Annotated in this window: 24 protein-coding genes and 1 pseudogene; 15 read left to right on the forward strand and 10 right to left on the reverse strand. The window is 39.4% G+C overall.

The genetic code is table 11. The features are described from left to right. From VMW81_10065 to thrC, 7 genes and pseudogenes are all read left to right on the forward strand, one after another. A partial coding sequence (locus tag VMW81_10065) for a restriction endonuclease subunit S (GenBank protein HUU51284.1) occupies positions 1-457 on the forward strand: 457 nt, incomplete at its 5' end. Positions 458-534: 77 nt separating this feature from the next. After that, on the forward strand, positions 535-1329 hold the full coding sequence (locus VMW81_10070) for a type II toxin-antitoxin system antitoxin SocA domain-containing protein (protein HUU51285.1): 795 nt from the start codon (positions 535-537) through the stop codon (positions 1327-1329). Next, positions 1310-1681 (forward strand): hypothetical protein, encoded by a 372-nt coding sequence (locus tag VMW81_10075; GenBank protein ID HUU51286.1) that lies wholly within the window; start codon positions 1310-1312, stop codon positions 1679-1681. Before VMW81_10070 ends, VMW81_10075 begins: the two co-directional genes overlap by 20 nt. Positions 1682-2234: 553 nt before the next feature. After that, complete coding sequence (locus VMW81_10080; GenBank protein HUU51287.1) at positions 2235-2546, forward strand: glycogen-binding domain-containing protein; 312 nt, start codon at positions 2235-2237, stop codon at positions 2544-2546. 151 nt (positions 2547-2697) lie between these two features. Then, positions 2698-3921, forward strand: a pseudogene (gene glgC, locus VMW81_10085) (glucose-1-phosphate adenylyltransferase). Positions 3922-4360: 439 nt separating this feature from the next. Further along, positions 4361-6079 (forward strand): NAD-dependent malic enzyme, encoded by a 1719-nt coding sequence (locus VMW81_10090; GenBank protein HUU51288.1) that lies wholly within the window; start codon positions 4361-4363, stop codon positions 6077-6079. Between the two features lie 190 nt (positions 6080-6269). Next, positions 6270-7349, forward strand: coding sequence for a threonine synthase (gene thrC, locus VMW81_10095; GenBank protein HUU51289.1), 1080 nt, complete (start codon positions 6270-6272; stop codon positions 7347-7349). An 18-nt stretch (positions 7350-7367) separates the two neighbouring features. Here the strand turns inward: thrC and VMW81_10100 are convergent, their stop codons facing one another. The 6 genes from VMW81_10100 to VMW81_10125 all read right to left on the reverse strand — a co-directional run bounded on the left by VMW81_10100 (position 7368) and on the right by VMW81_10125 (position 13553). Then, the gene (locus VMW81_10100; protein HUU51290.1) at positions 7368-7814 is read right to left on the reverse strand and encodes a tripartite tricarboxylate transporter TctB family protein; all 447 of its coding nucleotides are present in this window, start codon (positions 7812-7814) and stop codon (positions 7368-7370) included. Positions 7815-7818: 4 nt separating this feature from the next. Beyond that, positions 7819-9333, reverse strand: a complete 1515-nt coding sequence (locus tag VMW81_10105; GenBank protein HUU51291.1) for a tripartite tricarboxylate transporter permease — start codon at positions 9331-9333, stop codon at positions 7819-7821. A gap of 20 nt (positions 9334-9353) precedes the next feature. Further along, complete coding sequence (locus tag VMW81_10110) at positions 9354-10313, reverse strand: tripartite tricarboxylate transporter substrate binding protein (protein ID HUU51292.1); 960 nt, start codon at positions 10311-10313, stop codon at positions 9354-9356. A gap of 83 nt (positions 10314-10396) precedes the next feature. Beyond that, the gene (locus VMW81_10115) at positions 10397-11533 is read right to left on the reverse strand and encodes a mandelate racemase/muconate lactonizing enzyme family protein (GenBank protein ID HUU51293.1); all 1137 of its coding nucleotides are present in this window, start codon (positions 11531-11533) and stop codon (positions 10397-10399) included. Positions 11534-11554: 21 nt separating this feature from the next. Further along, a complete protein-coding gene (locus tag VMW81_10120) occupies positions 11555-12616 on the reverse strand; it encodes a tartrate dehydrogenase (protein ID HUU51294.1) in 1062 nt (353 codons plus the stop codon). A gap of 580 nt (positions 12617-13196) precedes the next feature. After that, positions 13197-13553 (reverse strand): cytochrome c3 family protein, encoded by a 357-nt coding sequence (locus VMW81_10125; GenBank protein ID HUU51295.1) that lies wholly within the window; start codon positions 13551-13553, stop codon positions 13197-13199. Positions 13554-13943: 390 nt separating this feature from the next. On the opposite strand from VMW81_10125, the gene VMW81_10130 reads away from it, so the two are divergent. From VMW81_10130 to VMW81_10150, 5 genes are all read left to right on the forward strand, one after another. After that, positions 13944-14348, forward strand: a complete 405-nt coding sequence (locus VMW81_10130) for a PilZ domain-containing protein (protein ID HUU51296.1) — start codon at positions 13944-13946, stop codon at positions 14346-14348. 79 nt (positions 14349-14427) lie between these two features. Beyond that, positions 14428-14775: a PilZ domain-containing protein gene (locus VMW81_10135; GenBank protein ID HUU51297.1), complete on the forward strand. Its 348-nt coding sequence runs from the start codon at positions 14428-14430 to the stop codon at positions 14773-14775. A 115-nt stretch (positions 14776-14890) separates the two neighbouring features. Beyond that, positions 14891-15244, forward strand: coding sequence for a PilZ domain-containing protein (locus VMW81_10140; GenBank protein ID HUU51298.1), 354 nt, complete (start codon positions 14891-14893; stop codon positions 15242-15244). A 144-nt stretch (positions 15245-15388) separates the two neighbouring features. Continuing rightward, positions 15389-16186 (forward strand): hypothetical protein, encoded by a 798-nt coding sequence (locus tag VMW81_10145; protein HUU51299.1) that lies wholly within the window; start codon positions 15389-15391, stop codon positions 16184-16186. A gap of 189 nt (positions 16187-16375) precedes the next feature. Beyond that, the gene (locus VMW81_10150) at positions 16376-16636 is read left to right on the forward strand and encodes a hypothetical protein (GenBank protein ID HUU51300.1); all 261 of its coding nucleotides are present in this window, start codon (positions 16376-16378) and stop codon (positions 16634-16636) included. Positions 16637-16701: 65 nt separating this feature from the next. On the opposite strand, the gene VMW81_10155 is transcribed toward VMW81_10150, so the two are convergent. Next, positions 16702-17361 carry an NAD(P)/FAD-dependent oxidoreductase gene (locus tag VMW81_10155; GenBank protein ID HUU51301.1) on the reverse strand — a complete coding sequence of 220 codons (660 nt, stop codon included), beginning with the start codon at positions 17359-17361 and terminating at the stop codon, positions 16702-16704. Positions 17362-17611: 250 nt separating this feature from the next. Here VMW81_10155 and VMW81_10160 point away from each other — a divergent pair, with 250 nt between their 5' ends. Both VMW81_10160 and VMW81_10165 read left to right on the forward strand, forming a co-directional pair. Then, on the forward strand, positions 17612-18952 hold the full coding sequence (locus VMW81_10160) for a deoxyribodipyrimidine photo-lyase (GenBank protein HUU51302.1): 1341 nt from the start codon (positions 17612-17614) through the stop codon (positions 18950-18952). Between the two features lie 119 nt (positions 18953-19071). After that, positions 19072-19434, forward strand: coding sequence for a PilZ domain-containing protein (locus VMW81_10165; protein ID HUU51303.1), 363 nt, complete (start codon positions 19072-19074; stop codon positions 19432-19434). Positions 19435-19478: 44 nt separating this feature from the next. On the opposite strand, the gene VMW81_10170 is transcribed toward VMW81_10165, so the two are convergent. Together VMW81_10170 and VMW81_10175 are read right to left on the reverse strand one after the other, a co-directional pair. Continuing rightward, positions 19479-20444, reverse strand: a complete 966-nt coding sequence (locus tag VMW81_10170; protein HUU51304.1) for an ExsB family transcriptional regulator — start codon at positions 20442-20444, stop codon at positions 19479-19481. 193 nt (positions 20445-20637) lie between these two features. After that, positions 20638-20844 carry a transcriptional coactivator p15/PC4 family protein gene (locus VMW81_10175; GenBank protein HUU51305.1) on the reverse strand — a complete coding sequence of 69 codons (207 nt, stop codon included), beginning with the start codon at positions 20842-20844 and terminating at the stop codon, positions 20638-20640. A 165-nt stretch (positions 20845-21009) separates the two neighbouring features. Between VMW81_10175 and VMW81_10180 the strand changes: the two genes are divergently transcribed. Continuing rightward, the gene (locus tag VMW81_10180; protein HUU51306.1) at positions 21010-21687 is read left to right on the forward strand and encodes a PD-(D/E)XK nuclease family protein; all 678 of its coding nucleotides are present in this window, start codon (positions 21010-21012) and stop codon (positions 21685-21687) included. A gap of 72 nt (positions 21688-21759) precedes the next feature. On the opposite strand, the gene VMW81_10185 is transcribed toward VMW81_10180, so the two are convergent. Continuing rightward, the gene (locus VMW81_10185; GenBank protein ID HUU51307.1) at positions 21760-21963 is read right to left on the reverse strand and encodes a hypothetical protein; all 204 of its coding nucleotides are present in this window, start codon (positions 21961-21963) and stop codon (positions 21760-21762) included. Positions 21964-21982: the final 19 nt, after the last annotated feature.

The following is a 21982-nucleotide window of genomic DNA, read 5'->3' on the forward strand; positions in this document are numbered from 1 at the left end:
GGGAAAACCTCTTGGAAAATCTTGTATTATACCAATAGATCAAAAACCTGGGATATTTGTAGCGGATATTGTTAGAGTTAGACCAAATATAAAAGAATTCGATAGAGAATATCTTGTTTTTGCAATTAATTCATTCATAGCACAATTACAATTTTCAAGTTTAACAAAGGGAACAACTAGACCTAGGGTAAATTTAAAACAGATGAGAGAAATAAATATTCCAATAGCTCCTTTTGAGGAACAAAAGCACATTGTAGAAAAAATTAAAAAAATTCTAAGTTTTATTGATTCTATAGATAAATCCGTCCATTCTGCGATAGCCCATTCCGAAGAACTAACCCAATCTATTCTTGCCAAAGCATTCAGAGGTGAATTAGTCGAACAAGATCCAAATGATGAACCAGCCGCCATACTTTTAGAAAAGATTGCAAAAAAGAAGAGTACATCTTCAAAATAATGTAAGATTTTATAACATATACTTGACAGATTTTATGACATATGTTATATTTATAATAACTTCAAAAGGAGTTAAAAATGGTCACCTTTTATAATAAATTAGGTGCAAAAATTAAAACTCTAAGGGAACAAGTGGGATTTTCTCAAGAGCGGTTGGCGGATTTGTTGAAAATCGGCAGAGCTTCTCTTTCCCTGATTGAGAATGGAGAACGAAAGATAACTGCTGAAGAGATAGCAAAGCTTTCTAAGATATTTAATATTAGCTCAGATATTTTGCTCGACCTAAAAAGAGACATAAAGGTGGTCTTAGACAAAAAGGAAAAGGAGTTCGCTAAAACAAGACAAGAAATACGTATTAGTGTTCCTCAGAAGAACTTGAAAAAGTTTAAAGAAGTTTTTCTATATATTCTTAATAAAGTTGGCTCAAAGCCAAACATAGGGGAATCAGTGTTGTATAAGCTTCTTTATTTTATCGATTTTAATTATTATGAAAAATATGAAGAACAATTGATAGGGGCAACATATATTAAGAATAATTACGGGCCTACCCCAAAAGAATTCATTAAGATAGTTGAAGACATGGTGAATAGAAAAGAACTGATGTGGATAGATGACAAATATTTTCAATATCCACAAAGAAAATGTCTGCCTTTAAAACAACCTGATTTGACCAAATTGAAAGCAAATGAAATAAAAATGATTGACGATGTCCTCGTAAAGCTCTCTGATATGAACGCAACGCAGATAAGCGAATATTCACACAACGATGTTCCATGGTTGACTGCAGAAGACGGTGGAATAATAGATTACGAATCTGTTTTTTACCGAACTCCGATTTACTCTGTGAGATCATATGAAGAAGATATTCAATGAAGTTAAATCCCTCCCTGAATTTGAAAAAGACCTAAAGAAACTCACCAAAAAATTTCGCACTCTCAAGGAAGATTTAGAGATATTTATAGAAAAACAGCTTAATCTATTTCATAAATTAGATATAGATAATAAAGGTGTAGTTCAAATTTCAGACCTTGGGATAATATATCCTAAAGTTTATAAGGCACGAAAATTTGCGTGTAGGTTTTTGAAAGGAAAAGGTTCGGCAAGCGGGATTAGGGTAATATATGCATATTTTGAAAAAGAAGATCGTATAGAACTTATGGAGATTTATTATAAAGGTGATAAAGAGAATGAGAATAGAGATAGAATATTGAAATATTATTCTTAATTTGCAGTAGAAAAAAGAGGATGAAAATGTCAAGGAAAGAAAAAGTAAATATTTTTTTATTTAAACCCACCAAATTTCCCCCATCAAGTTAGCTCCCCAGCTATTGACAAATTTGATGTTTTTTTGATTTCCCCTTTCGATTTTCAGGTGTTTGGCAAGCAAGCGAGGAATAAAGAAGGAACTGTTTGAAGCCGAAAGCAAGTTTGTTGCTTCTCGAAGCGAGCAAAGGCAAATACCGTTTAAGAAAATCGAGGGGGTGTCCTTTTTTCGTCTCTTTTTTGGACAAGCAAAAAAGGGACAGATTAACACTACTCCTCTGTTCAAAATTTTGACAAATAATTAGATATTATGTCAATATTTTGACAATTATTGAGACCCTTCTCATCCACTCACATTTTTTCAATGTCAATATCTCTCTATAAATCAATTGCTTAATTTTATTTTTCCATTTTTTTTGAATGGGTCTTGATTGGTATAAAAATTGCTCTATATTAGATAGTGGATACCTGACTCAAATAAACATTTAAACATATTATAGAAGGAGGGAAGAGAGATGAAGGTTAGAAAGGTGAAAGAGTCCATCAGGAAGTTAGGTAAAAAATCAGATGGGCGAATGGCAGAATTTAGCTTTTATGCTCCAGAGGCAACAGAGGTTTATCTTGCAGGTGAATTCAATAACTGGGATACACACGCACTTCCTATGAAGAAGAACAGGGATGGCACCTGGGAAAAAAGGATCAAACTATCTTCTGGCTGTCACGAATACAAACTGATTATGGATGGCTTTTGGGTTCAGGATATACCAGAAGCTAACGGCGTTCCCAATCCATTCGGTACACTAAATAACATTATTGTGGTTGAGTAGAGACCTCCCCATTTCCCACTCTCGTTACTTATAAGGTTTTATTGCCTCATTCTCCCTGATGATTTAACCAAAAGACTTCTTGCTATGTTTTTTAGCTTGTTATGGCGAAGCCATGATGCTTGCGTATTAACATTTATCGAAAGGGGGTGAAATCGTGCAGGCTTTAGTGATGATCATGGCAGGAGGGAAAGGGACAAGGCTTTATCCCTTAAGCAAGGAGAGATGCAAACCTACCATGCCTATTGGCGGCAGGTACAGGCTCATCGATTTTGTCCTGAGCAATTTTACAAATTCTGGATTCTATCAAATTAAGGTATTAACCCAATTCATGTCAGACTCACTCAACCGACACATCTTTCTGGGATGGAGAATGAGCAGTCAATTAGAACATTTTGTAGACATCGTCCCTCCCCAGATGCGTATGGGAGAGTCGTGGTATCTTGGAACAGCAGATGCCATCTATCAAAATATCAACATTATAAAGAACGAGAATCCTGACTATATCTTTGTCTTTGGAGGGGATCACGTTTATAAAATGGATGTGAGGCAGATGCTGGATTATCATATCGAGAAGGGTGCTGATCTTACTATTTCTGCGGTACCCATTCCACTTCATAAGGCAAGTGAAATGGGAGTGATTGAGACTGACCCCTACGGTCAAATAACAGGCTTCATTGAGAAACCCAAAAACCCCAAGCCAATGCATAAGAGGGAGGATATGGCCTTGGTCTCCATGGGGAATTATATCTTCAGCAAAGAAGTGCTTCTCGAAGTGCTTAACCGGGATCATATTTACGAAGATTCAGCTCATGATTTTGGTCACAATATTATACCCAAGATGATTGGAGAGTATCATATCTATGCATACGATTTTACGAAAAACCACTGGTCTGGGATGGAAGAAAAGGAGCGGGGATACTGGTGTGATATAGGGACAATCGACGCATACTGGAAAACAAATATGGATCTTTGCAGCGTGACCCCAAGATTCAATCTGTATAATCAAAAGTGGCCGATAAGAACAGCTTCAAACCACAATCCACCATCGAAATTTGTCTTTGCCAATGAGCGAGAGAAAAGGGTTGGTCGGGCAACGGACAGCCTTGTCTCTGAAGGATGTATCATCAGTGGTGGATATGTTAATAGAAGCGTGCTTTCTCCAGGTGTCAGGATAAACAGTTATGCCTCTGTAACAGATTCTGTTTTGATGGAGGGTGTGAAAATTGGGAGATACTGTAAGATAAGAAAGGCTATCATTGATAAGGATGTCAATATTCCCTCTCATACAATTATAGGATATGCCCCCGAATATGATAAAAAGCACTACCATGTAACCGAATCAGGGATAACAGTTGTTACCAAGAGAGTAGAGATCGAAGTAACCGAATCAGGGATAGCTGTTGTTACCAAGCAGGAAAAACCCATCCTTAGAATCAAAAAGTCTATACCCACTCCCAGATGAATACCTGAAGAAACCCTCTACCCCTAAGAGCCCCGTGTGTAAGGATTCAAATTCTTTTTTAATGATGTCATGAAATTGTGATAGAGAATATCACGAACCCCCTTCAGATTTTTTTTTGAAATTTTTCCGCAAGGAAAAATCTTGGGGTGCCCTTCTTTGTTAGCTTTGCCTTCTAAAGAGAGGAAAGTTATATCAACCACACCTAAAATCAAACCCTGCTGGATGAATGAAAAAGTTTCTTTTTTTTCAAAAATTATTTTGATTTAAATGGATAATAATGGATAATAATGGATAATAATGGCATTATACTCATATCTTTAGAAAAAAAATTACTTTGTTCTGGAGAATAAAAATGAGTTCTTATAAGATTTTAAAGGATAAAGAGGGAAACGACGTTATCTATATTACTGAAAAGGGCATTCCTCTGCTGAAAAACCCTATACTCAATAAGGGAAGCGCCTTTTCAAGGGCGGAGAGGGAGAAATTTGAGCTTGCAGGATTTCTTCCTCCGTATATCTCCAACATGGAGGAACAGCTGTTAAGGGTAAAAGAAAATTACAAAAGGGAAAAGACCCCGATAACGAAATATATAGCTCTTCGGGCCTTACAGGACAGGAACGAAACCCTCTTTTACGCCTTTTTTAAAAGAAATCTAGAAAAGGTTATTCCGATCATATACACCCCGACTGTCGGGGATGCCTGCCGGCAGTACAGCCACATCTTCAGAAAAGAGAGGGGGTTTTGTATCACCCCGAATAATATCCACTGTATAGACAACATGTTTAAATATATCCAGAGGAAGGACATCGAAATCATCGTTGCAACCGATAACGAGGGGATACTCGGTCTCGGAGACCTTGGTATCGGAGGAATGGGGATTCCCATAGGAAAACTCTCCCTCTATGTGGCCGGAGCGGGCATTCATCCCTCTAAAACCCTTCCCGTAACCCTGGATGTGGGAACCAATAATCAGGAACTTTTGACTGATCCCCTCTATCTGGGGTCAAGACATGAAAGGCTTCGGGGAGATAAGTATTTTGAGTTTATCGACCTCTTTGTCGAAGGAGTAAAACGAAACTGCCCCAATGCCATGATCCAGTGGGAGGATTTGAGCCGGCAGAACGCCTTTACCATCCTCAACCGCTATCGGGAAAAGATTCCTTCCTTTAACGACGACATTCAGGGAACAGGTGCTGTCATTCTCAGCGGCATTCTGGCTGCTCTGAAAATAAAAGGAGGAAGACTAACAGACCAGGTCTTTGTTCTTTACGGCGCCGGGGCCGGCGGCATAGGAATAGGAACACAGATACTCAACTCCCTTATGAAAGAGGGACATTCAGAAAAAGAAGCGGCTTATCGCATCTATGCCATGGATCCCTTCGGGCTGATAACCAAAGAAAGAGCGGGACTGGAGGATTATAAAAAGCCTTTTGCAAAGGAGCAAGAAGTCATTTCGAATTGGACAATAAAAGATCCGACAAAAATAACATTAGATGAGGTTGTGAAAAATACGAGAGCAACCGTTCTCATTGGAACCTCCGGCGAGCCAGGGGCTTTCACAAAGGAAGTCATAGAGATAATGTCAAAGAACACGATAAGACCCATTATCTTTGCCCTTTCCAATCCCACTTCAAAAACAGAGGCAGATCCTCAGGACATTTACAACTGGAGCAACGGAAAGGCCATTGTTGCCACGGGAAGCCCTTTTCCCAAAGTCAAATACGGTTCAAGATCCTTCAGGATCGGACAGGGGAACAATGTTTTTGTATTCCCAGGCATAGGGCTGGGAAGCATCGTTTCAAAGGCAAAAGAAGTAACAGATGATATGATAACCTCTGCGGCATATGCTGTCTGCGATCAGGTATCGGAAAGAGACCTAAGGGATGGCTATGTCTATCCCCAGATGAAAAGGTTAAGAGAGATCTCAAAAATGGTGGCTTATAATGTAGCTAAAGAAGCGGTTAAGGGAAGAAATGCACCCTGGTTATCAGAAAAAGAGATGATGAAGATAATAGAAGACAAGATGTGGGAACCGAGATACCTCCCTTATACTGATAAAGAGATAACATGAGAAGAATTTCAAAAGAATTATAATCATCTATCAATCCTTAGTTGCAAAACCTTTCCTGAATTATGTTTCTGTTGTCATCAACACTTTTTAGTTCTATACTATGAAGAGAGGTTCGTTTTATCTCTCATCAGTTTATTGGTGAAAACCCATGAACCAGCTTATCTGCAAGAAATGTAAGGCGACTTATTTAATGAATGATTCAAAGTGGAGATGCGACTGCGGTGCCCTTTTGAATATTGAATTTAAGCCAGTTTTTGATTTAGAGAAAATCAAAAAAAGAAAGCCAACCTTGTGGCGCTACAGAGAAGCAATTCCACTTGAGGATGATGCAAATATCGTCTCTTTTGATGAAGGTTTTACCCCTTTAGTTGAAATAGATTTTTATGGCCAATCTGTTTTCATTAAACAGGACCACCTCTTCCCAACCGGATCCTATAAGGACAGGGGTGCTTCGGTTCTGATAAGTAAGGTTAAAGAAATAGGGATAAGAAAGGTTGTTGAGGATTCCTCAGGTAATGCTGGTGCTGCAATCGCTGCTTACTGTGCAAGAGCGAAGATTGATTGTGAGATCTTTGTTCCAAAGGAGGTAACTCCTGGAAAGGTGGCACAAATACAACTTTACGGCGCAAGGTTAAACAGGATTTCTGGAACGCGAGAGGATACAGCCCGAAGAGCCATAAAGGCAGCAGAAAAGAGCTACTATGCAAGCCATTCCTGGAACCCCTTCTTCTTTCAGGGAACAAAGACATTTGCATTTGAGGTCTGTGAACAGCTTGACTGGAAATCCCCTGATACCATTATCTTGCCTGTGGGAAATGGGACCCTCTTATTGGGAGCATACATTGGGTTTAATGAGCTTTTGAATGCTGGGATTGCTGATAAAATACCTAAAATCATTGCCGTTCAATCAGAAAATTGCGCCCCATTATACAGGGCTTTCAAAGAAAATTTAGAAGAGATTCCGAAAATAGATAAAAAAGATACCCTCGCTGAGGGAATCGCTGTGGCTGAGCCGATTAGAGGGAAACAGATCATTGAAGCGGTTAAAAAGACTAAAGGGGACTTTATTGTAGTTGATGATTCTGAAATCAAAGAGTCATTAAAAGAGGTTTGTAAAAAAGGATATTATATTGAACCTACCTCTGCTTCAACAACTGCAGGCATAGGAAAATACTTACAAGACTCAGATTCTGGTGAAATGATTGTTTCTGTATTTACAGGACATGGATTAAAGACGACCGAAAAGATGTTGAAAATAGTGAATGAATGAGTTTTTTCTCTTTACTGATCAGATAAAATACCCTGTTGGTAAAGGGACCAACAATAATTTGTGGAAGATAAACCAGAAAACAATAAGGAGTAATATATATACCGCAGTGGTAAATGTCATCCTCGCCAATGCTGGGGGGTGGTGTTCGAGAATGGTTGTTAGTATTGTTAAAGAGACAACGCTCGATACAATAAATCCCAGGACATCTAAAAGACCGATCCACAAAAGGGCCAAAGCGATTACCACAGTTATGTATTTTAAATTATCCTTTATGTCTGTTTGCTCTTTCTTGCCCTCTTTTACAAAAGAGGGCTGGATGAACATGATAACAGAAAACACGGCAAACATAATAATAATAAACCGAGGAAATATGTAACCATTGTATTGCAGATGCCCTGTCTGAGACCAAAAAACCAGGGCAATCAAGATGAAGGCAGTTGCTGAGATTCGATCAATTTTTGTCATGCTATCAGACCTCCTTTATCTTCCATCCCTTGGCTAACCTTTTAGCTACTAGGGGCCAGAAAAGCGAAAGCAAAGACATGATGATCAGTGCCCATGAGAGGGGTCGGTTAAAAAAGATCATCCATTTATTGGGCAACATCTGCCCCATCAAAAGGGCCTGTACGAACCCCATTTCTCCGATAGGTCCTAAAATCAAACCGAGGACGATTGGCCCCGGATGGAATTCAAGTCGTTTCAATATATAACCGAGCACACCAAGGGTCAGCATAATATAAACATCCATGATATTGTTTCGAATGGAGTATGAACCAATAATGGTTAGGAAAAATATGATAGGTGCAAGAAAACGGATAGGGAGCCGGACCACGGTTCGGTGTAAGAGCCTTCCGCAGATTACGCCTACAGGGAGCATAAGTATAGTGGCGACAAAAAGAGAAAGAATAAAGGTGTAAATCACTTTTGAGTGGGTCGTGAAGAGTTCCGGCCCTGGCCTGAGACCATGCAATAAAAGGACTCCATAGAGGACCGCATCTGGCGGCGCTCCTGGGATCCCAAGAGTAATCAGCGGAATCATTCCGCCGCCTACAACCGCATTATTGGAGGATTCAGTAGCAATAATACCGTCAGGGATTCCCGTGCCAAATCTTTCCGGGTTTTTTGAAACCCTCACGGCCTCATTGTAGGCAACAAGATTGGCAATATTTCCTCCGGCTCCAGGAAGAATACCGATAAACGTTCCCAAAACCGATGATCTGAAGAGATTCCCCTGCTTCTTCATTACCTCTTTGAATGTCTTAAAGAAAATTCCCCTTACCTTTCCGGTCTCTGCCAGATGATATTTCTTATCTCGCTGGCCGATCATTGTCAGGGCTTCGGGAATACAGAAAAAGCCGATGAGCGCCACGATCAGTTCGATACCACCTTGAAGCTCGGGAAAACCGGCCGTAAATCGCACATCTCCACCAATGGGAGCAATGCCTATGGTGCTGATCAAAAGGCCGATTGCCCCTCCGACAAAGCCCTTGATGACGTTTTTGGATGCAAGGGAAGCAATAATGGTAACTCCAAAAATCGCCATCCAAAAGTATTCGGGGGGACCGAATTTGAGAGCGACACTGGCCAGGGGTGGGGAGAGAAAAAGCAAAAAAATCACGCCAATAATTCCGCCATAAACTGATGCAAAGGTAGCTATAAGAATGGCCCTTTCTCCTTCACCCTTCTTGGCCATGGGATATCCGTCAAAAGTGGTTCCAATCGATGAGGGGGTTCCCGGTGTATTAACGAGAATGGCCGAAAAGGAACCTCCATAAATACAGGCCATGTAAATAGCCCCGAGCACAATAAGCCCCTCTGTGGGATCCATTGCAAAAGTGAAAGGGACAAGCAGGGCTACCGCCATGGTAGCGGTCAGCCCTGGCAATGCTCCTGTGATCAAACCGCCGAAAAGGCCGGCAACGATCATCAAAAGAACTTTGATTGTAAATATATGCTGCAAGCCAATTGCAAGAGAATCTAACACGTCTTTGGTGTCCTATCTCATTATTTTTTCAGTAAACCCAAATCTTTTAAAAGTTGCTCGTAGTATACGCTCAGTTTTTCAACCAGCTTCTTGGACTTGGCCTCACCATAATATTCCATAATGAAACCCAGATCCTCCATTTTTTTAATCACAACGGGATCATAATTGACTTTCTCGAATGCTTTCTCAAGTACATCTCGCACATTTTTTGGGGTTCCAGGAGGAACGGCTACGCCCCGATACGCTCCTTCGATATAATCATAACCTAATTCCTTGAATGTTGGCACATCGGGTAGTGCCTTGACTCTTTTTTCAGCGGCTATAGCTATGGCTCGTATCTTATCCGGATACTGCGCTGCCATGCTCGTGTAGGTCATCAGAGCCTCCACATGGCCACCCAACAGGGCGGGAACAGCAGCTCCAGATCCCGTAAAGGAAATATATGTGAGCTTGAGATTAGTAACCTGTGCAAACCTTTCAGCACCAAGGCTGTTCGCAGAAGGCTGTCCGCTACCACCGATGGAGAGTTTAGGACGCTTTTTGGCATACTCGATAAAGTCTTTCAGTGTCTTAATGGGACTGTCCTTTTGAACAGCCAATATGTCGGGCGTGAATTCGAAAAAATATACATTATTGATCTTCTTGGTTTGGTATCCAGCTTTCCCCCGTGTCATGGGCTGGACAATCGTATGAGGTATGTTAGTCCCATAGATGGTATAGCCGTCTGGTTTGGTCCGCATCATCTCAGACCATCCCACAGCGCCACCACCGCCTTTTTTGTAGACAATGACAACGGGGACTCCTAAGACTTTTTCAAGGGGTTGTTGCTGAATGCGGGCGGTGATATCAGATTCTCCACCAGGATTGAAGCAGATAACATAGGTAATGGGTTTGTCTGGGTATGCTGCAAAAACCGCCGCTGAAAAGATTATTACTACCAGTATTGTGAAAAATGGAACTAAGAAAGAAAGCCTTTTCATTTCACTCCTCCTTTTCAAATTCATATTACCACTCCAGAACTAAAAGAGAGTCAGCGCTTATTAACCTCTCACCTCCTTTCCATCTATTTGTCAGTTCTGAATTTTTCTAACATTTCTTCATTAATCTTTATCCCAAGCCCGGGTTCAGTGGGTACCGAAACATATCCCTTATCAACCCTAAAAGGCTCTTCCAAAAGATGCTCCCTGATTGGATTATCTGATTGGTCAAATTCCAGTAAGGCCTTCCCCGGTATGCTAGCGAGAACATGGAGGGAAGCGGCAATCGCTATGGGCGTTCCCCAAACATGAGGTATGCAATCGATATTCAATGCCCTCGCAAGAGATGCTATTCTTAGAACCTCTGTTATTCCACCAGCAGAGCACACATCAGGTTGGGCATAACTCACAGCTCGTCGTTTGAAAACCTCGTGGAATTCGCTCAGCATGGCCCAGCCTTCGCCACCCGCAACAGGCACATCAAGTTTGGCGCTGAGAAAAGAGTAACCATCATAATCATGGGGAGGGAGGGGTTCTTCAAACCAGTATACGCCGAGTCGCTCACAGGCGCGTCCCACCATGAGAGCCTCTGGAATGGCATAGGCGCAGTTCGCATCGACCATGAATTCTATGTTATCACCCACTGTATCTCTAAATGCCTCGATCAATTGAATATCTTCTTTATGCCCCCATCCAAGAAGGGAAAGGCCGATTTTTAACTTTAGCATATGGAAACCCTTTGACAGATGGGTCTGTGCCTCTTCAGTAATGATGGCTATTTGCTGCTTCAATGTTTCTACTTTTCTGAAATAATGTCCCGTGGCATAAGCGAAAACCTTATTGCGGAACTTCCCTCCAAGGAGTGTGCTTATGGGGGCTTCCATCAATTTGCCTTTGAGATCCCAAAGGGCAATATCAACACCGCTGAGGGCTGAATATGGAGAGAAAGAATGATAGGCCCAGCGAAGCTTAAACTGGATTTTCTCCCAGAGAACAGCGTTGTTATGAGGGTCTTCTCCCACAAGCATGGGAGCTATTATCTTCTCGACGACCTGATGGTTTCCCGCCACAGGTCCCCAACACTCTCCATACCCAAAAGAACCGTCATCAGCCGTAATTTTAACGATAAGGTATTGTCTTGCAGTTGTCCAGCCTTGGGCATTTCCAAAGGGTTCCTTCAGCTCTTGCTTTATAGGAATGGCCTCAACTTTTGCTATTTTCATTTTTTCACCTTGCCTTTTACCTTAAGAAACAGAAACGGTTTCTGCGATAGCCCTGCCAATCTCTTCGGTTGTTGCCTTTCCTCCAAGGTCAGGGGTTCTTTTATTTTTATCGGCAATAACCTTTTCAAAAGACTCTTCAATAACACTTGCTGCTTCTGCGTGCCCGAGATGATCAAGCATCATAGCCCCAGACCATATCTGTCCTATTGGATTTGCTATTCCCTTTCCAAAGATATCTGGAGCAGAACCGTGCACCGGCTCAAACATCGAAGGGTAATCCTTTTCAGGATTCAGGTTTGCAGACGGGGCAATACCCAAACTTCCCGCTAGTGCTGGACCAAGGTCTGAAATAATATCGCCAAGCAGATTACTTGCAACAATGACGTCAAAACGCTCTGGCTCGAGAACGAGTTTGGTGGTAAGTCCGTCAATATGATACTGATCGGTTTTCACTTCAGGATATTCTTTGGAAAGCTCTTTAAATATTTTATCCCAGTAGGGCATGGTATAGATAATTCCATTCGATTTGGTAGCCGAGGTAAGGTGTTTATGGGTTCGAGTTTTGGTCAATTCAAAGGAAAATCTCATAACCTTCTCAACACCCCGGCGGGTAAAGATAGACTCCTGAATAACCATCTCCTGCTCAGTCCCGGGGTACATCATTCCGCCGACATTAGAGTATTCTCCTTCGTTATTTTCCCTTACAACGTAAAAATCTATATCACTCTCCTTTTTGTCCCTCAAGGGACTCGTTATGCCCTTTAGGAGTCTAACAGGTCTTAGGTTTACATATTGCTGAAAAGTACGCCTTATTGGAATGAGCAGTCCCCATAATGATACGTGGTCTGGAACTCCTGGAAAACCAACAGCTCCTAAAAGAATGGCATCAAAATTTTTTAAAATATCCAGACCATTTTTTGGCATCATCTCACCCTTCGACATGTAATACTCACATCCCCACGGGAAACTTTGCCATTCGAACTTAATACCAAATCTTTTGCCGACAGCTTCGAGAACCCTTATGCTTTCTGGCATCACCTCTTTGCCGATTCCGTCTCCGGGGATAACCGCTATCCTATACATAGGCTCTCCTTTCGAATTTATTGTGATCCTTTAAACAACCCATCATGTTATGGAGTTGCCTTACCTGAGTTGAAAAATATGATTTTCCTATAAGCTTTAATCTGATTCTTAGGTGTTAGCTTTTGTCTTTTTGAATAACCCTGAGAGGAGATCAAAAATATCCTCACACAAACTCAAAACGTATTATATAAACTATAACATGTCAATAAAAATTTGAATGCCCATTTATGTTTGAAACCTTGACCTGTTTCTTCGGCGCTTAAAACCAAAATCAAGCCCTTATAAAAATTGCCATTTTAGCACTTTAAAAAAGATGGCAGAAAATACCCCAGCCGCAATATGAGCAAAAAAATTATATGGGGAAGGGGTGTCGAGCCAGCCCTTGGGGAGCTGAGCGGTATTACTCAGAAAAAAGTCAGCCGGTCTGTTATCTGGTGATAGATTTGTTGCAACAGATGTGCAGGGTGGCAGTGCTCGGGCTTGTTTGGATTATCTAAACTCTGCATCGAAAACGTCGAGATCAAACCAACTGAAATATTAACAAAAGTTTCCTGGGAAATGACCTATTGTAGCCGGTTTTTTATTTGCTTTTGTGGCACTTGGTGCAATCTCCGTCCACGGTAAAAGCCTTCTTGCCGTTATGGCATGCCCCGCAGTATTTCCCCTCTTTGAGATTCTTCATGGCTAAGGCATCTTTGTTATCCTTTTTTGCAGCCCCCTTCTTCATCTCGAAAATCTTTGTATGGCAGTCGGTGCATTGAAGTTTAGCCTTTTGATGGCTTTCATGGCTGAAGATAACAGGTGCAAGATTTTTGGTGTCACTGTATGTAATATCTCCGCCCCCTACGATGGCCTGAAGCGATTTCACACCCAAAAAGACCGCAGTTGCCAGACTCAGAAAGATTAAAAAATGAAAAAACATATGCCGTTTTCCCATCCGTTAACCCCCTTTCTTGAAGGCATTCCCTCAATGAAGAGATGGATACCATTTCAGCGTTTTTAAAAAATCGAAGGCGGGTTATGCTATCATTTCTTTACTCTTATATCAAGATATTATTTATGTGCAAAAATCTTTTTTGTGTTTCTTCTTTCTTCTCTTTTATGGTTTTTTGGCGAGGGAATATCTGCTATTTGGATTTTGTCATTTTTGCTTTTTCTGGGATGCCTTCTCTGGTTATTTTGCTTTCTAAGGACAGGAAAGTTACATCAAAAAGACCTAAAATCAAACCCTTAAAACACCTTCTCACCGTCACTTTATTAAAGTTCACAGAAGCGATTGCCGATAAGATATTGAATCTTTGATTAATAATTTATTTTTAGGGAAGCGATGGGAGAAATAGAGAGGCGTCGAGCACCAAGAATCAATTTAGACTACGCCATGGTTGATGTATGTCCAGAAAAGGTAGTAAGCGAAGATGTCTTTAGAGGAAAAGTCTTTAATATTTCTACTGTAGGAGTTAAATTTACTTCTTTCGAACCCTACAAGCCTAACTCAAAGGTTTATGTAAGGCTTTTGCTACCCAATAATGATCTATCGAGCGATGATTCTTTTATAGAGATTCCTGGCAGGGTAGTCCGCTGTGAACAGATAGGTAACGAGGGGTACTATATTGCTGTGGAGCTTAAGGAAGATTCTATTCAACAATCTATAATTGATGATTTTATCAAATTGATGAAAAAGCGGGATAAGTATATTATTTCAAATGATGGTGATATTGAAGGTTTTCGTTAAGAATCCTTATAATCATATTAAGTGTTGACAAAATATTGTCGATAAAATAGAAAACTTTTATTGGGGAGGTTATTTAAAAATGGAAACAATAAAGCAGAAAGAAAGGCGTCGGGCACCAAGAAAAAAAATGAATGATGCTTTTTTAGATGTATTTCGCAAAGATGAACAATATCTAAAAGAATATAAAGGAAAAATCTGTGATCTTTCTACTTTGGGGGTTAAATTTATTTCTAACAAGCCCCAAACAATGAAATCGAAGATTTATATTGGTCTTTTATTACCGAATGATGATTCTCTTATCTATATTCCTGCCAGGGTAGTAAGATGCGAACAGAAAAGTGCTAAGAAGCACCATATTGCCTTAGAATTCGATGAAAATTATTGTCAGCAATCTTTAATATTAGAATATATGAGCATTATGACTTAGCAAGATGAACACCTGGCAAGATAATCAAACAAAAATTTCAATCTGATTAAAAAGTTCCTCTTTATTTTTTGCTGTGCCCATCACAACCAATCTTTGATTGAGAGGTATTTTAAAAATGAAGACAATAGAACAAAAAGAGAGACGAAGAGAAAAAAGAGCGACTTTAGGATGTATGACAGTTAATGTTTATTTGAAAAATGTACAGAACAAAGCAGATTTCGTAGGAAGAATCTGTGATATTTCTCCTTTAGGAGTAAAATTTGTCTCTGACAAATCCTATCCAAAAGACTCGATAATCTATCTGGGTATCACCTTATCGTCATTAGGTTCGATGATATACCTTGCTGGCAAAATTGTGCGTTGTGAGAAGAAGAAGGAAAAAGAGCATCATATTGCTGTAGAAATTCTGGGCGATTATCTTCTCCAATCTTTTATCAGAGAATATATATCAAGCAAGAAAGCTACATAAACCATCCCTCATATCAAACCCTTATAAAAATTGCCAGTGGAGCACCTAAAGACCGCAAATACCTATTGACTCAATCCTTTCTTTTTGATAGAAGATATCTGAGTTGAAATCACTTCAATAAATTTAAAGGAGGGTTCATTTTATATGAAAAAGCTCATTTTCGGTATCGTAATTGTCATATTGGCACTATTTTTAATCCTCCTGTTAGGGAAAAATATGATTGCCAAAATAGCTGTTGAGAGGGGGGTAGAGCAGGTCACAGGTCTTAAGCTAAAAACGGAAAGTTTTAACATCGGCATCATCAAAACCTTTGTAGGAATTAAAAACCTTAAACTTTTTAATCCCGCTGGATATAAAGACAAAATAATGTTTTATATGCCAGAAATTTTTGTCGACTATAACCTCTCAGCCATGATGAAAAGAAAAATATATCTGGAAAAAGTGCGCATGAACCTCAAGGAATTTACAGTGGTTAAAAATGACAAAGGTCAGCTCAACTTGAATTCTTTGAAGCCAATCGAAACAAAAAAGGAGGTTGAAAAACCCAAAGAAAAGAAAAAAGAAAAAGCTCCAGAGATGCACATAGATAGACTGGAACTTAAAATTGGAAAGGTTATCTATAAAGACTATTATAAAAAAGAAACCCCCTCTGTTAGAGAATTCAACATCAACCTTGACGAGAAATATGAAAACATAACAGACCTAAATTCTCTGGTCAGGTTGATTGTGGTCAAGGCTCTTATGAATACCACTATTGCCAGTCTTGCCAATTTTAACATCGGTCCGTTGGTCAAAGATGTTTCCGGGATGATCAAAAAAGAAATAAAAGTTGATAAATTCTTAGATGCTGGCAAAGATATAAAACAAAGGACTGAAGAAACAACAAAGGAGATACTTGATAAGACAAAAGATATATTTAAGAAGGGCTTTCCATTCAAGTAATCATCAGAAAAGTTTCCTTATTTTCTCATCGGTTCTAGCTAAGAGAGTGCCTCTATTTTTAATTTATCTAAAAACCGCAAAATTGTATTGACGGGGTCCTCCCTTAAATCTAAAAATATTATTGACATTTCATATTCTAAGTATATATTTAATTATTTTTTTGATTTCACAAAAGAGGAGAGTATCGATATGAATAAGATTGATGAAGTCATCAAGATCGGGTCCTGTCCAGAATGTCATAAAACACATTCATACAAACTTGAAGTTACAAGATGTTTAATAATGGGGATGATGACTGAAAATGAACTCCTTGAAAAACCAAGTGAGAAGAAACTAACACGTACATTTAATTGCCCAAATACTCAAAAAGATTTTGAAGCCTCATTCACATTAACGGAAACTTCTATGGATAGAGTGGAGGAGGTCAAAGTTTCTGGTATTGTAAGTTGATAGGGAAAAAATCTAAACAAAAATCGCTCGTTCCCTTTTAAAATTTTGATAATCAAAATTTATTTTTACTTCAACACATCTGCTTTGAACTTTTCAAAACCCATTTTATCAATCATAGAACCCAGTCTCTGATTCTTGCTGGCGTTCGTTTTGTAATACTGTATGATTTTCTCGACGAGGGAAATTGCTTCTTCTTCTGGAAGATCCTTTGCCAGTTCCTTTGAGAGCCTGGGGAGGACCCCACCATTACCACCCACAAAGACTGACCAACCCTTATTTGTACCGACAAGCCCAATATCCTTTATGCAGGTTTCTGCACACTGAATAATACATCCGCTCACTCCCATCTTAAATTTTCCAGGCAATTCCAATCCATGATACTTTTTGTCGAGTTTCAGCCCAACGCCGAGGCTATCCTGCATGCCTTTCTTGCAGAATGTGGTTCCTGGACACGCCTTAATACTCCTGACACAAAGACCAACGGCTGCACCAGGAGACATGCCAAGGTCTTTCCAGACATCATCGATGTCTTCTTCTTTGAGGCCTACGATTGCGATTCTGGTTGCGCTTGTAATTTTTAATGCCTCTGCATTGTATTTCTCTGCTACATCAGCGATTTTTCGAAGAGCAGCAGGATCCACCACTCCGCATGGGATATGTGGAGCTACTGCATATGTTTTCTTGTCTCGCTGTAGGACAACACCCTTTTCTCCATCCTGAAGCATATTCTCCTCTCCTTTCTATTTTATCTTGAATGAATTGTAAAAATACAAAGTAAATTAATAGTAAAAGGAGAGCATGATGTCAATTCAAATCTTCATTTTTATTGATTTTTAATAAAACTTTCATAAGAAAAATTTGACAGGCAAGATGATCATTGTTATTGATTAAGTTAATATTTAATCTTCATTAAAAAAGTAATTCAATGGGATTGAGAAAATGGGCGCCCTCAAAAAATCACAAGGATTAGTTAATGTGAATCAGAAGCGAGTTCGGTTACTTAAAGGAAATAGGTTAAAATCTGGTCCAATCGTCTACTGGATGAGTCGTGACCAAAGGGCAAATGATAACTGGGCACTCATATTTAGCCAGGAGATCGCTTTAAAGCACGGAAAACCTCTCGTTGTGGTCTTTTGCCTGTTACCAAAGTTTCTTGATGCCACTTTGAGGCAATATTGTTTTATGCTGAAGGGGCTTTTGGAGGTTGAAAATCGTCTCAGACAAAAAAATATTGCATTCTATCTCTTAACTGGCGACCCGGAAAAGGAGATACCAAGATTCACTAAAAAATATAGAACAGCAGCTATGATTACAGATTTTGATCCTTTAAGGATTAAAAAGCGCTGGAAAGAATCGATAGCCAAAAATATATCCCTCCCTTTTTATGAAGTAGATGCTCATAATATCGTTCCCTGCTGGATCGCTTCAAAAAAGCAGGAATACGGAGCATATACTTTTAGACCAAAGATCAAAAAGGCATTGCCTGAATTTCTAGAAAGGTTCCCCCGTCTTAAAAAACATCCCTTTTCTTGGGAAGAAAAAACTGGGAAGGCAGATTGGGATCGTGTGATGAATACTCTCAAAGTAGATATATCTGTACCAGAGGTTTCGTGGATCCAACCAGGCGAGAAGGCAGCGCTCAAAATGTTGCATCCTTTTCTTAAAGATAAACTGGCCAAATATAATGAGAGGAGAAATGATCCTAATTTAGATGCCCCATCTAATCTCTCACCCTATCTTCATTTTGGGCATATTTCAGCACAGAGAGTTGCGTTAGAAGTCCAAAAAACTGATGTGATGAATAGCTCAAAAGAGGCCTTTTTAGAAGAGCTCATTGTGAGGCGTGAGCTTTCAGATAATTTTTGTTTTTACAATACACATTATGATTCTTTTTTGGGTTTTCCTGATTGGGCAAAGAAAACCCTTAATGAGCACAAGAAAAACAAGAGGGAATATCAGTATTCACTTTCTCAGTTCGAGGGAGCTCAAACCCATGATGAGTTATGGAACGCTGCCCAGATGCAAATGGTAAAAACCGGCAAAATGCATGGTTATATGAGAATGTATTGGTGTAAAAAGATATTGGAGTGGACCAAAACTCCGGAAGAAGCTTTCAATTTTGCTATTTATCTTAATGATAAGTATGAGCTTGACGGGAGGGACCCCAATGGTTATGTGGGAATTGCATGGAGCATAGGGGGAGTACACGATAGAGCCTGGAAAGAACGCGACGTGTTTGGTAAAATTAGATATATGAGTTATAGTGGATGCAAATCAAAATTTAAAATAGAGGAATATATCTCTTCTCATAAGTGACCTTCCTTCTACTTTTCCCCATTTTTTAAAATATCTTTTCCCTTTCTTTCTATTCAAGTTCTAACAAATTGTTACCGATAAGGTATTGATTTTTAGATTTGTAATTTATTTCTAAGGAAATGATGATACAAGTAGAGAGACGTCGAGCACCAAGAACCGTTCTCAGTTCTGCCTGCGTTAATTTATATTCGCAAAAGGCCCCAGATGAAAAAGAAATCAGGGGCAGAATCTGTGATATTTCACGTGTGGGAACAAAATTTAGTTCTAACAGACCCTATAGAGTAAAATCGAACATTAATTTAGAACTTTTACTGCCAAACTTTATCCCCTTTACCAGTGTTTCTGGCAGGGTGGTGAGGTGTGAAACAAAGGCAGCTGATGAATTCCACACTGCAGTAGAATTTGAAGATGACCTTCACCGACAATATCTCGTAGAAAATTACATAAAAGTGATGAAATCGTGGGAAAACTCTTTTGAATAAGAGGTCTCTTTTCAAATCCCTCCTCTGCTCTTTCCTTTATTTCATTAAATAGCCTCAATTGTTGAAGGCGGTTTTTTCGTTATGTTGTAAGTAACACTTACAACACCTGGAATTTCCTTTGTTATTCTCTCTGCTAATCGATCTAAAGTATCAAAGGAGAGCCTTGTTGGCGACCCTGTTACTGCATCTTTACTCTCCCAGCACCTGAGTTCTATTTGCTGGCCAAAATCTCTTTTTCCCTCTCTTACACCGGTAACCCTATCTTCGTGCAAAATCGCCAAATATTGAAATGCTTCAGTATTCGATAGTTCTTCCTCAACAATTTTTGTAGCCTTTCTTACGGTATCTATCCTTTGAGGGGTAATTTCCCCTATGATTCTCGTTGCCAGGGCAGGGCCTGGAAAGGGGGGTCGATCATAAATTTCCCCTGGCAGCCCGAGGGCCTTACCTATTTTTCTTACGGCTGTTTTTCTGAGTTGAACTAAAGGCTCTATTACCTTATAGCCATATTCTTCTTTTGTATCGATTCCAAGCTGTTCAAGAATGTTATGCTGCCTTTTAACCCCTGCAACGGTTTCTTCTACATCTGTATAATTCGTTCCATGAAAAAGATACTTGGCATCGCTTTCTTTGACAATCCTTCGAAAGACATCCCTGTAAAATGCCTGAGTAATCGCTTCCCTTTTTTCTTCAGGGTCTTTTAGACCTTTTAATCTATTGAAAAAGGTCTCTTTTGAATCTACAAGCTCAACATATACTCCTAATTCTTTAAATAATGAAACAATATATTCTGGTTCTCCTTCCCTCATTAAACCGTTATCAATAAAATATGTTTTGAGCTTATCCCCCAAGGCCTTATGACCCAACATTGTCACCGTGGAAGAATCGACGCCACCAGAAAGGGCATTGATAGCCAAATCATCACCAACAGTCGAAGAGATCTCCGCTACTTTATCTTCTATGAATTTTTCTGGGTTCAATTCTTCTAATTTTATCTCTTTGATTTCCATCTCTCCCCCATATACCTTTGGTTAAAAAAGTTAGATTAAAAAGTCAAAAAAACCCATATAAATATATTTTTACACCATAAAAGAAGTTTTTACAAAAAAATAAGGATAGATTCTTTGAAAAACGATGAGTTTGGCATGCGGGTGACGGGGGGAGAGGATGCACTAATGGTTCTGCGGCGTGTTTTATGAGGGCTTATAATTTTGTTTTTGCTTCATTGATAAGGCCTACAAGCTTATCTATATCCTCAGGCCTAAATGGTACCCCTTTCCTTGTGGGCTTCAATTCTCCATTGTTGTCTTTATAGTAAATTCTTATATCCAGTCTCTTAGCCCCCTTATAATCTTCAACTGCTACTCTTATGGTCTCTAGAGAGCTCTTTTCAATATCTCCTATTACCATAGATTTCCCTCCTAAAAGATCGCCATACTAAAAAGTATCGATTAAAAAATTTGTTTTGTCAAGCAATATGTGTAAAATACCTTGAGAGATTATTTTTTCTTCATCATTTCTTTTTTCTGATATATACTTAATAAATTGCTAATATAAAATAAAAAGGAGATTTTTATGCAAAAGATGATGCTTTCTCCTTCTACTTTAAATCTCTATCTTGAATGTCCAAGGTGTTTCTGGCTTGATAAGATTAAGGGCATAAAGAGACCTAAAGGGATATTTCCTTCTTTGCCATCTGGAATGGATTTAGTTATTAAGAACTATTTTGATAATTATCGTTTAGAGGGTGAACTCCCAGAAGAGATTAAAAACAGGATAAAAGGAAGGCTTTTCCCAGATATGGAGACCTTAAAAAAATGGAGAAGCTGGAGAAGTACAGATCTGCGCTACGTTGACGAGTCATTAAATGTCATCTTAACAGGGGCTTTGGATGATTGTGTTGTTGAGGATAATTTTTATATTCCCCTTGATTACAAAACAAGGGGTTCGGATTTAAAGGAAGATCCGAGGAAATACTATCAGACCCAGCTTGATTGCTACTGCTTGATGTTGGAATCGTCTGGTTACAAAACAAAAGGGATAGCCTATTTAGTCTTTTACTGGCCCAAGGAGGCTAAAGAGGATGGGATTGTTAAATTCCATGTTGAATTATTAAAAATAGAGACAAGGATCGAGGCACCTAAAAAAATCGTGAGGGAGGCTGCAATTATCCTCTCTTCTGAAATCCCAAAGCCCAGTTCCAATTGCGAATATTGCAGTCTCGTAAAAAAGAGAAAGGATGAGATTCTGTAGATTAAATCGTGAGGTTTATTTCTATGGAGGATAAAAAAAGGGGGGCCTGTATTTTTTTAGGCCCCCATTATTTTATTCTGTTCCATACATCATACTTTTATGTTCTGTTGCTGCGCAGAGATTTTCTCTCTCGTTGGCAGACCTCCCGCATTGTTTACAGATAAACTTGGCATTGTCTGAAAGTTTTGCTGCCCGCGCGAAATCTCCATTATATATTATCTGGCACATATGATCCTTATGGCGCGGATCCGAACACCCTTCTTTTATTCCTGCCATAAATATTACCCCCTTTCCA

The sequence above is a fragment of the Nitrospinota bacterium genome (assembly GCA_035528715.1).
GTDB lineage: Bacteria > JADFOP01 > JADFOP01 > DATKYB01 > DATKYB01 > DATKYB01.

What these genes read in the sequence shown, in the direction of transcription:
- VMW81_10145 (HUU51299.1), top strand. Translation starts at nt 15,389, where the DNA reads ATGAAAAAGCTCATTTTCGGTATCGTAATTGTCATATTGGCACTATTT.
- VMW81_10090 (HUU51288.1), top strand. Translation starts at nt 4,361, where the DNA reads ATGAGTTCTTATAAGATTTTAAAGGATAAAGAGGGAAACGACGTTATC.
- VMW81_10155 (HUU51301.1), bottom strand. Translation starts at nt 17,361, where the DNA reads ATGCTTCAGGATGGAGAAAAGGGTGTTGTCCTACAGCGAGACAAGAAA.
- VMW81_10150 (HUU51300.1), top strand. Translation starts at nt 16,376, where the DNA reads ATGAATAAGATTGATGAAGTCATCAAGATCGGGTCCTGTCCAGAATGT.
- VMW81_10100 (HUU51290.1), bottom strand. Translation starts at nt 7,814, where the DNA reads ATGACAAAAATTGATCGAATCTCAGCAACTGCCTTCATCTTGATTGCC.
- VMW81_10185 (HUU51307.1), bottom strand. Translation starts at nt 21,963, where the DNA reads ATGGCAGGAATAAAAGAAGGGTGTTCGGATCCGCGCCATAAGGATCAT.
- VMW81_10170 (HUU51304.1), bottom strand. Translation starts at nt 20,444, where the DNA reads ATGGAAATCAAAGAGATAAAATTAGAAGAATTGAACCCAGAAAAATTC.
- VMW81_10110 (HUU51292.1), bottom strand. Translation starts at nt 10,313, where the DNA reads ATGAAAAGGCTTTCTTTCTTAGTTCCATTTTTCACAATACTGGTAGTA.
- VMW81_10175 (HUU51305.1), bottom strand. Translation starts at nt 20,844, where the DNA reads ATGGTAATAGGAGATATTGAAAAGAGCTCTCTAGAGACCATAAGAGTA.
- thrC (HUU51289.1), top strand. Translation starts at nt 6,270, where the DNA reads ATGAATGATTCAAAGTGGAGATGCGACTGCGGTGCCCTTTTGAATATT.
- VMW81_10180 (HUU51306.1), top strand. Translation starts at nt 21,010, where the DNA reads ATGCAAAAGATGATGCTTTCTCCTTCTACTTTAAATCTCTATCTTGAA.
- VMW81_10130 (HUU51296.1), top strand. Translation starts at nt 13,944, where the DNA reads ATGGGAGAAATAGAGAGGCGTCGAGCACCAAGAATCAATTTAGACTAC.
- VMW81_10125 (HUU51295.1), bottom strand. Translation starts at nt 13,553, where the DNA reads ATGGGAAAACGGCATATGTTTTTTCATTTTTTAATCTTTCTGAGTCTG.
- VMW81_10120 (HUU51294.1), bottom strand. Translation starts at nt 12,616, where the DNA reads ATGTATAGGATAGCGGTTATCCCCGGAGACGGAATCGGCAAAGAGGTG.
- VMW81_10115 (HUU51293.1), bottom strand. Translation starts at nt 11,533, where the DNA reads ATGAAAATAGCAAAAGTTGAGGCCATTCCTATAAAGCAAGAGCTGAAG.
- VMW81_10165 (HUU51303.1), top strand. Translation starts at nt 19,072, where the DNA reads ATGATGATACAAGTAGAGAGACGTCGAGCACCAAGAACCGTTCTCAGT.
- VMW81_10140 (HUU51298.1), top strand. Translation starts at nt 14,891, where the DNA reads ATGAAGACAATAGAACAAAAAGAGAGACGAAGAGAAAAAAGAGCGACT.
- VMW81_10070 (HUU51285.1), top strand. Translation starts at nt 535, where the DNA reads ATGGTCACCTTTTATAATAAATTAGGTGCAAAAATTAAAACTCTAAGG.
- VMW81_10075 (HUU51286.1), top strand. Translation starts at nt 1,310, where the DNA reads ATGAAGAAGATATTCAATGAAGTTAAATCCCTCCCTGAATTTGAAAAA.
- VMW81_10135 (HUU51297.1), top strand. Translation starts at nt 14,428, where the DNA reads ATGGAAACAATAAAGCAGAAAGAAAGGCGTCGGGCACCAAGAAAAAAA.
- VMW81_10080 (HUU51287.1), top strand. Translation starts at nt 2,235, where the DNA reads ATGAAGGTTAGAAAGGTGAAAGAGTCCATCAGGAAGTTAGGTAAAAAA.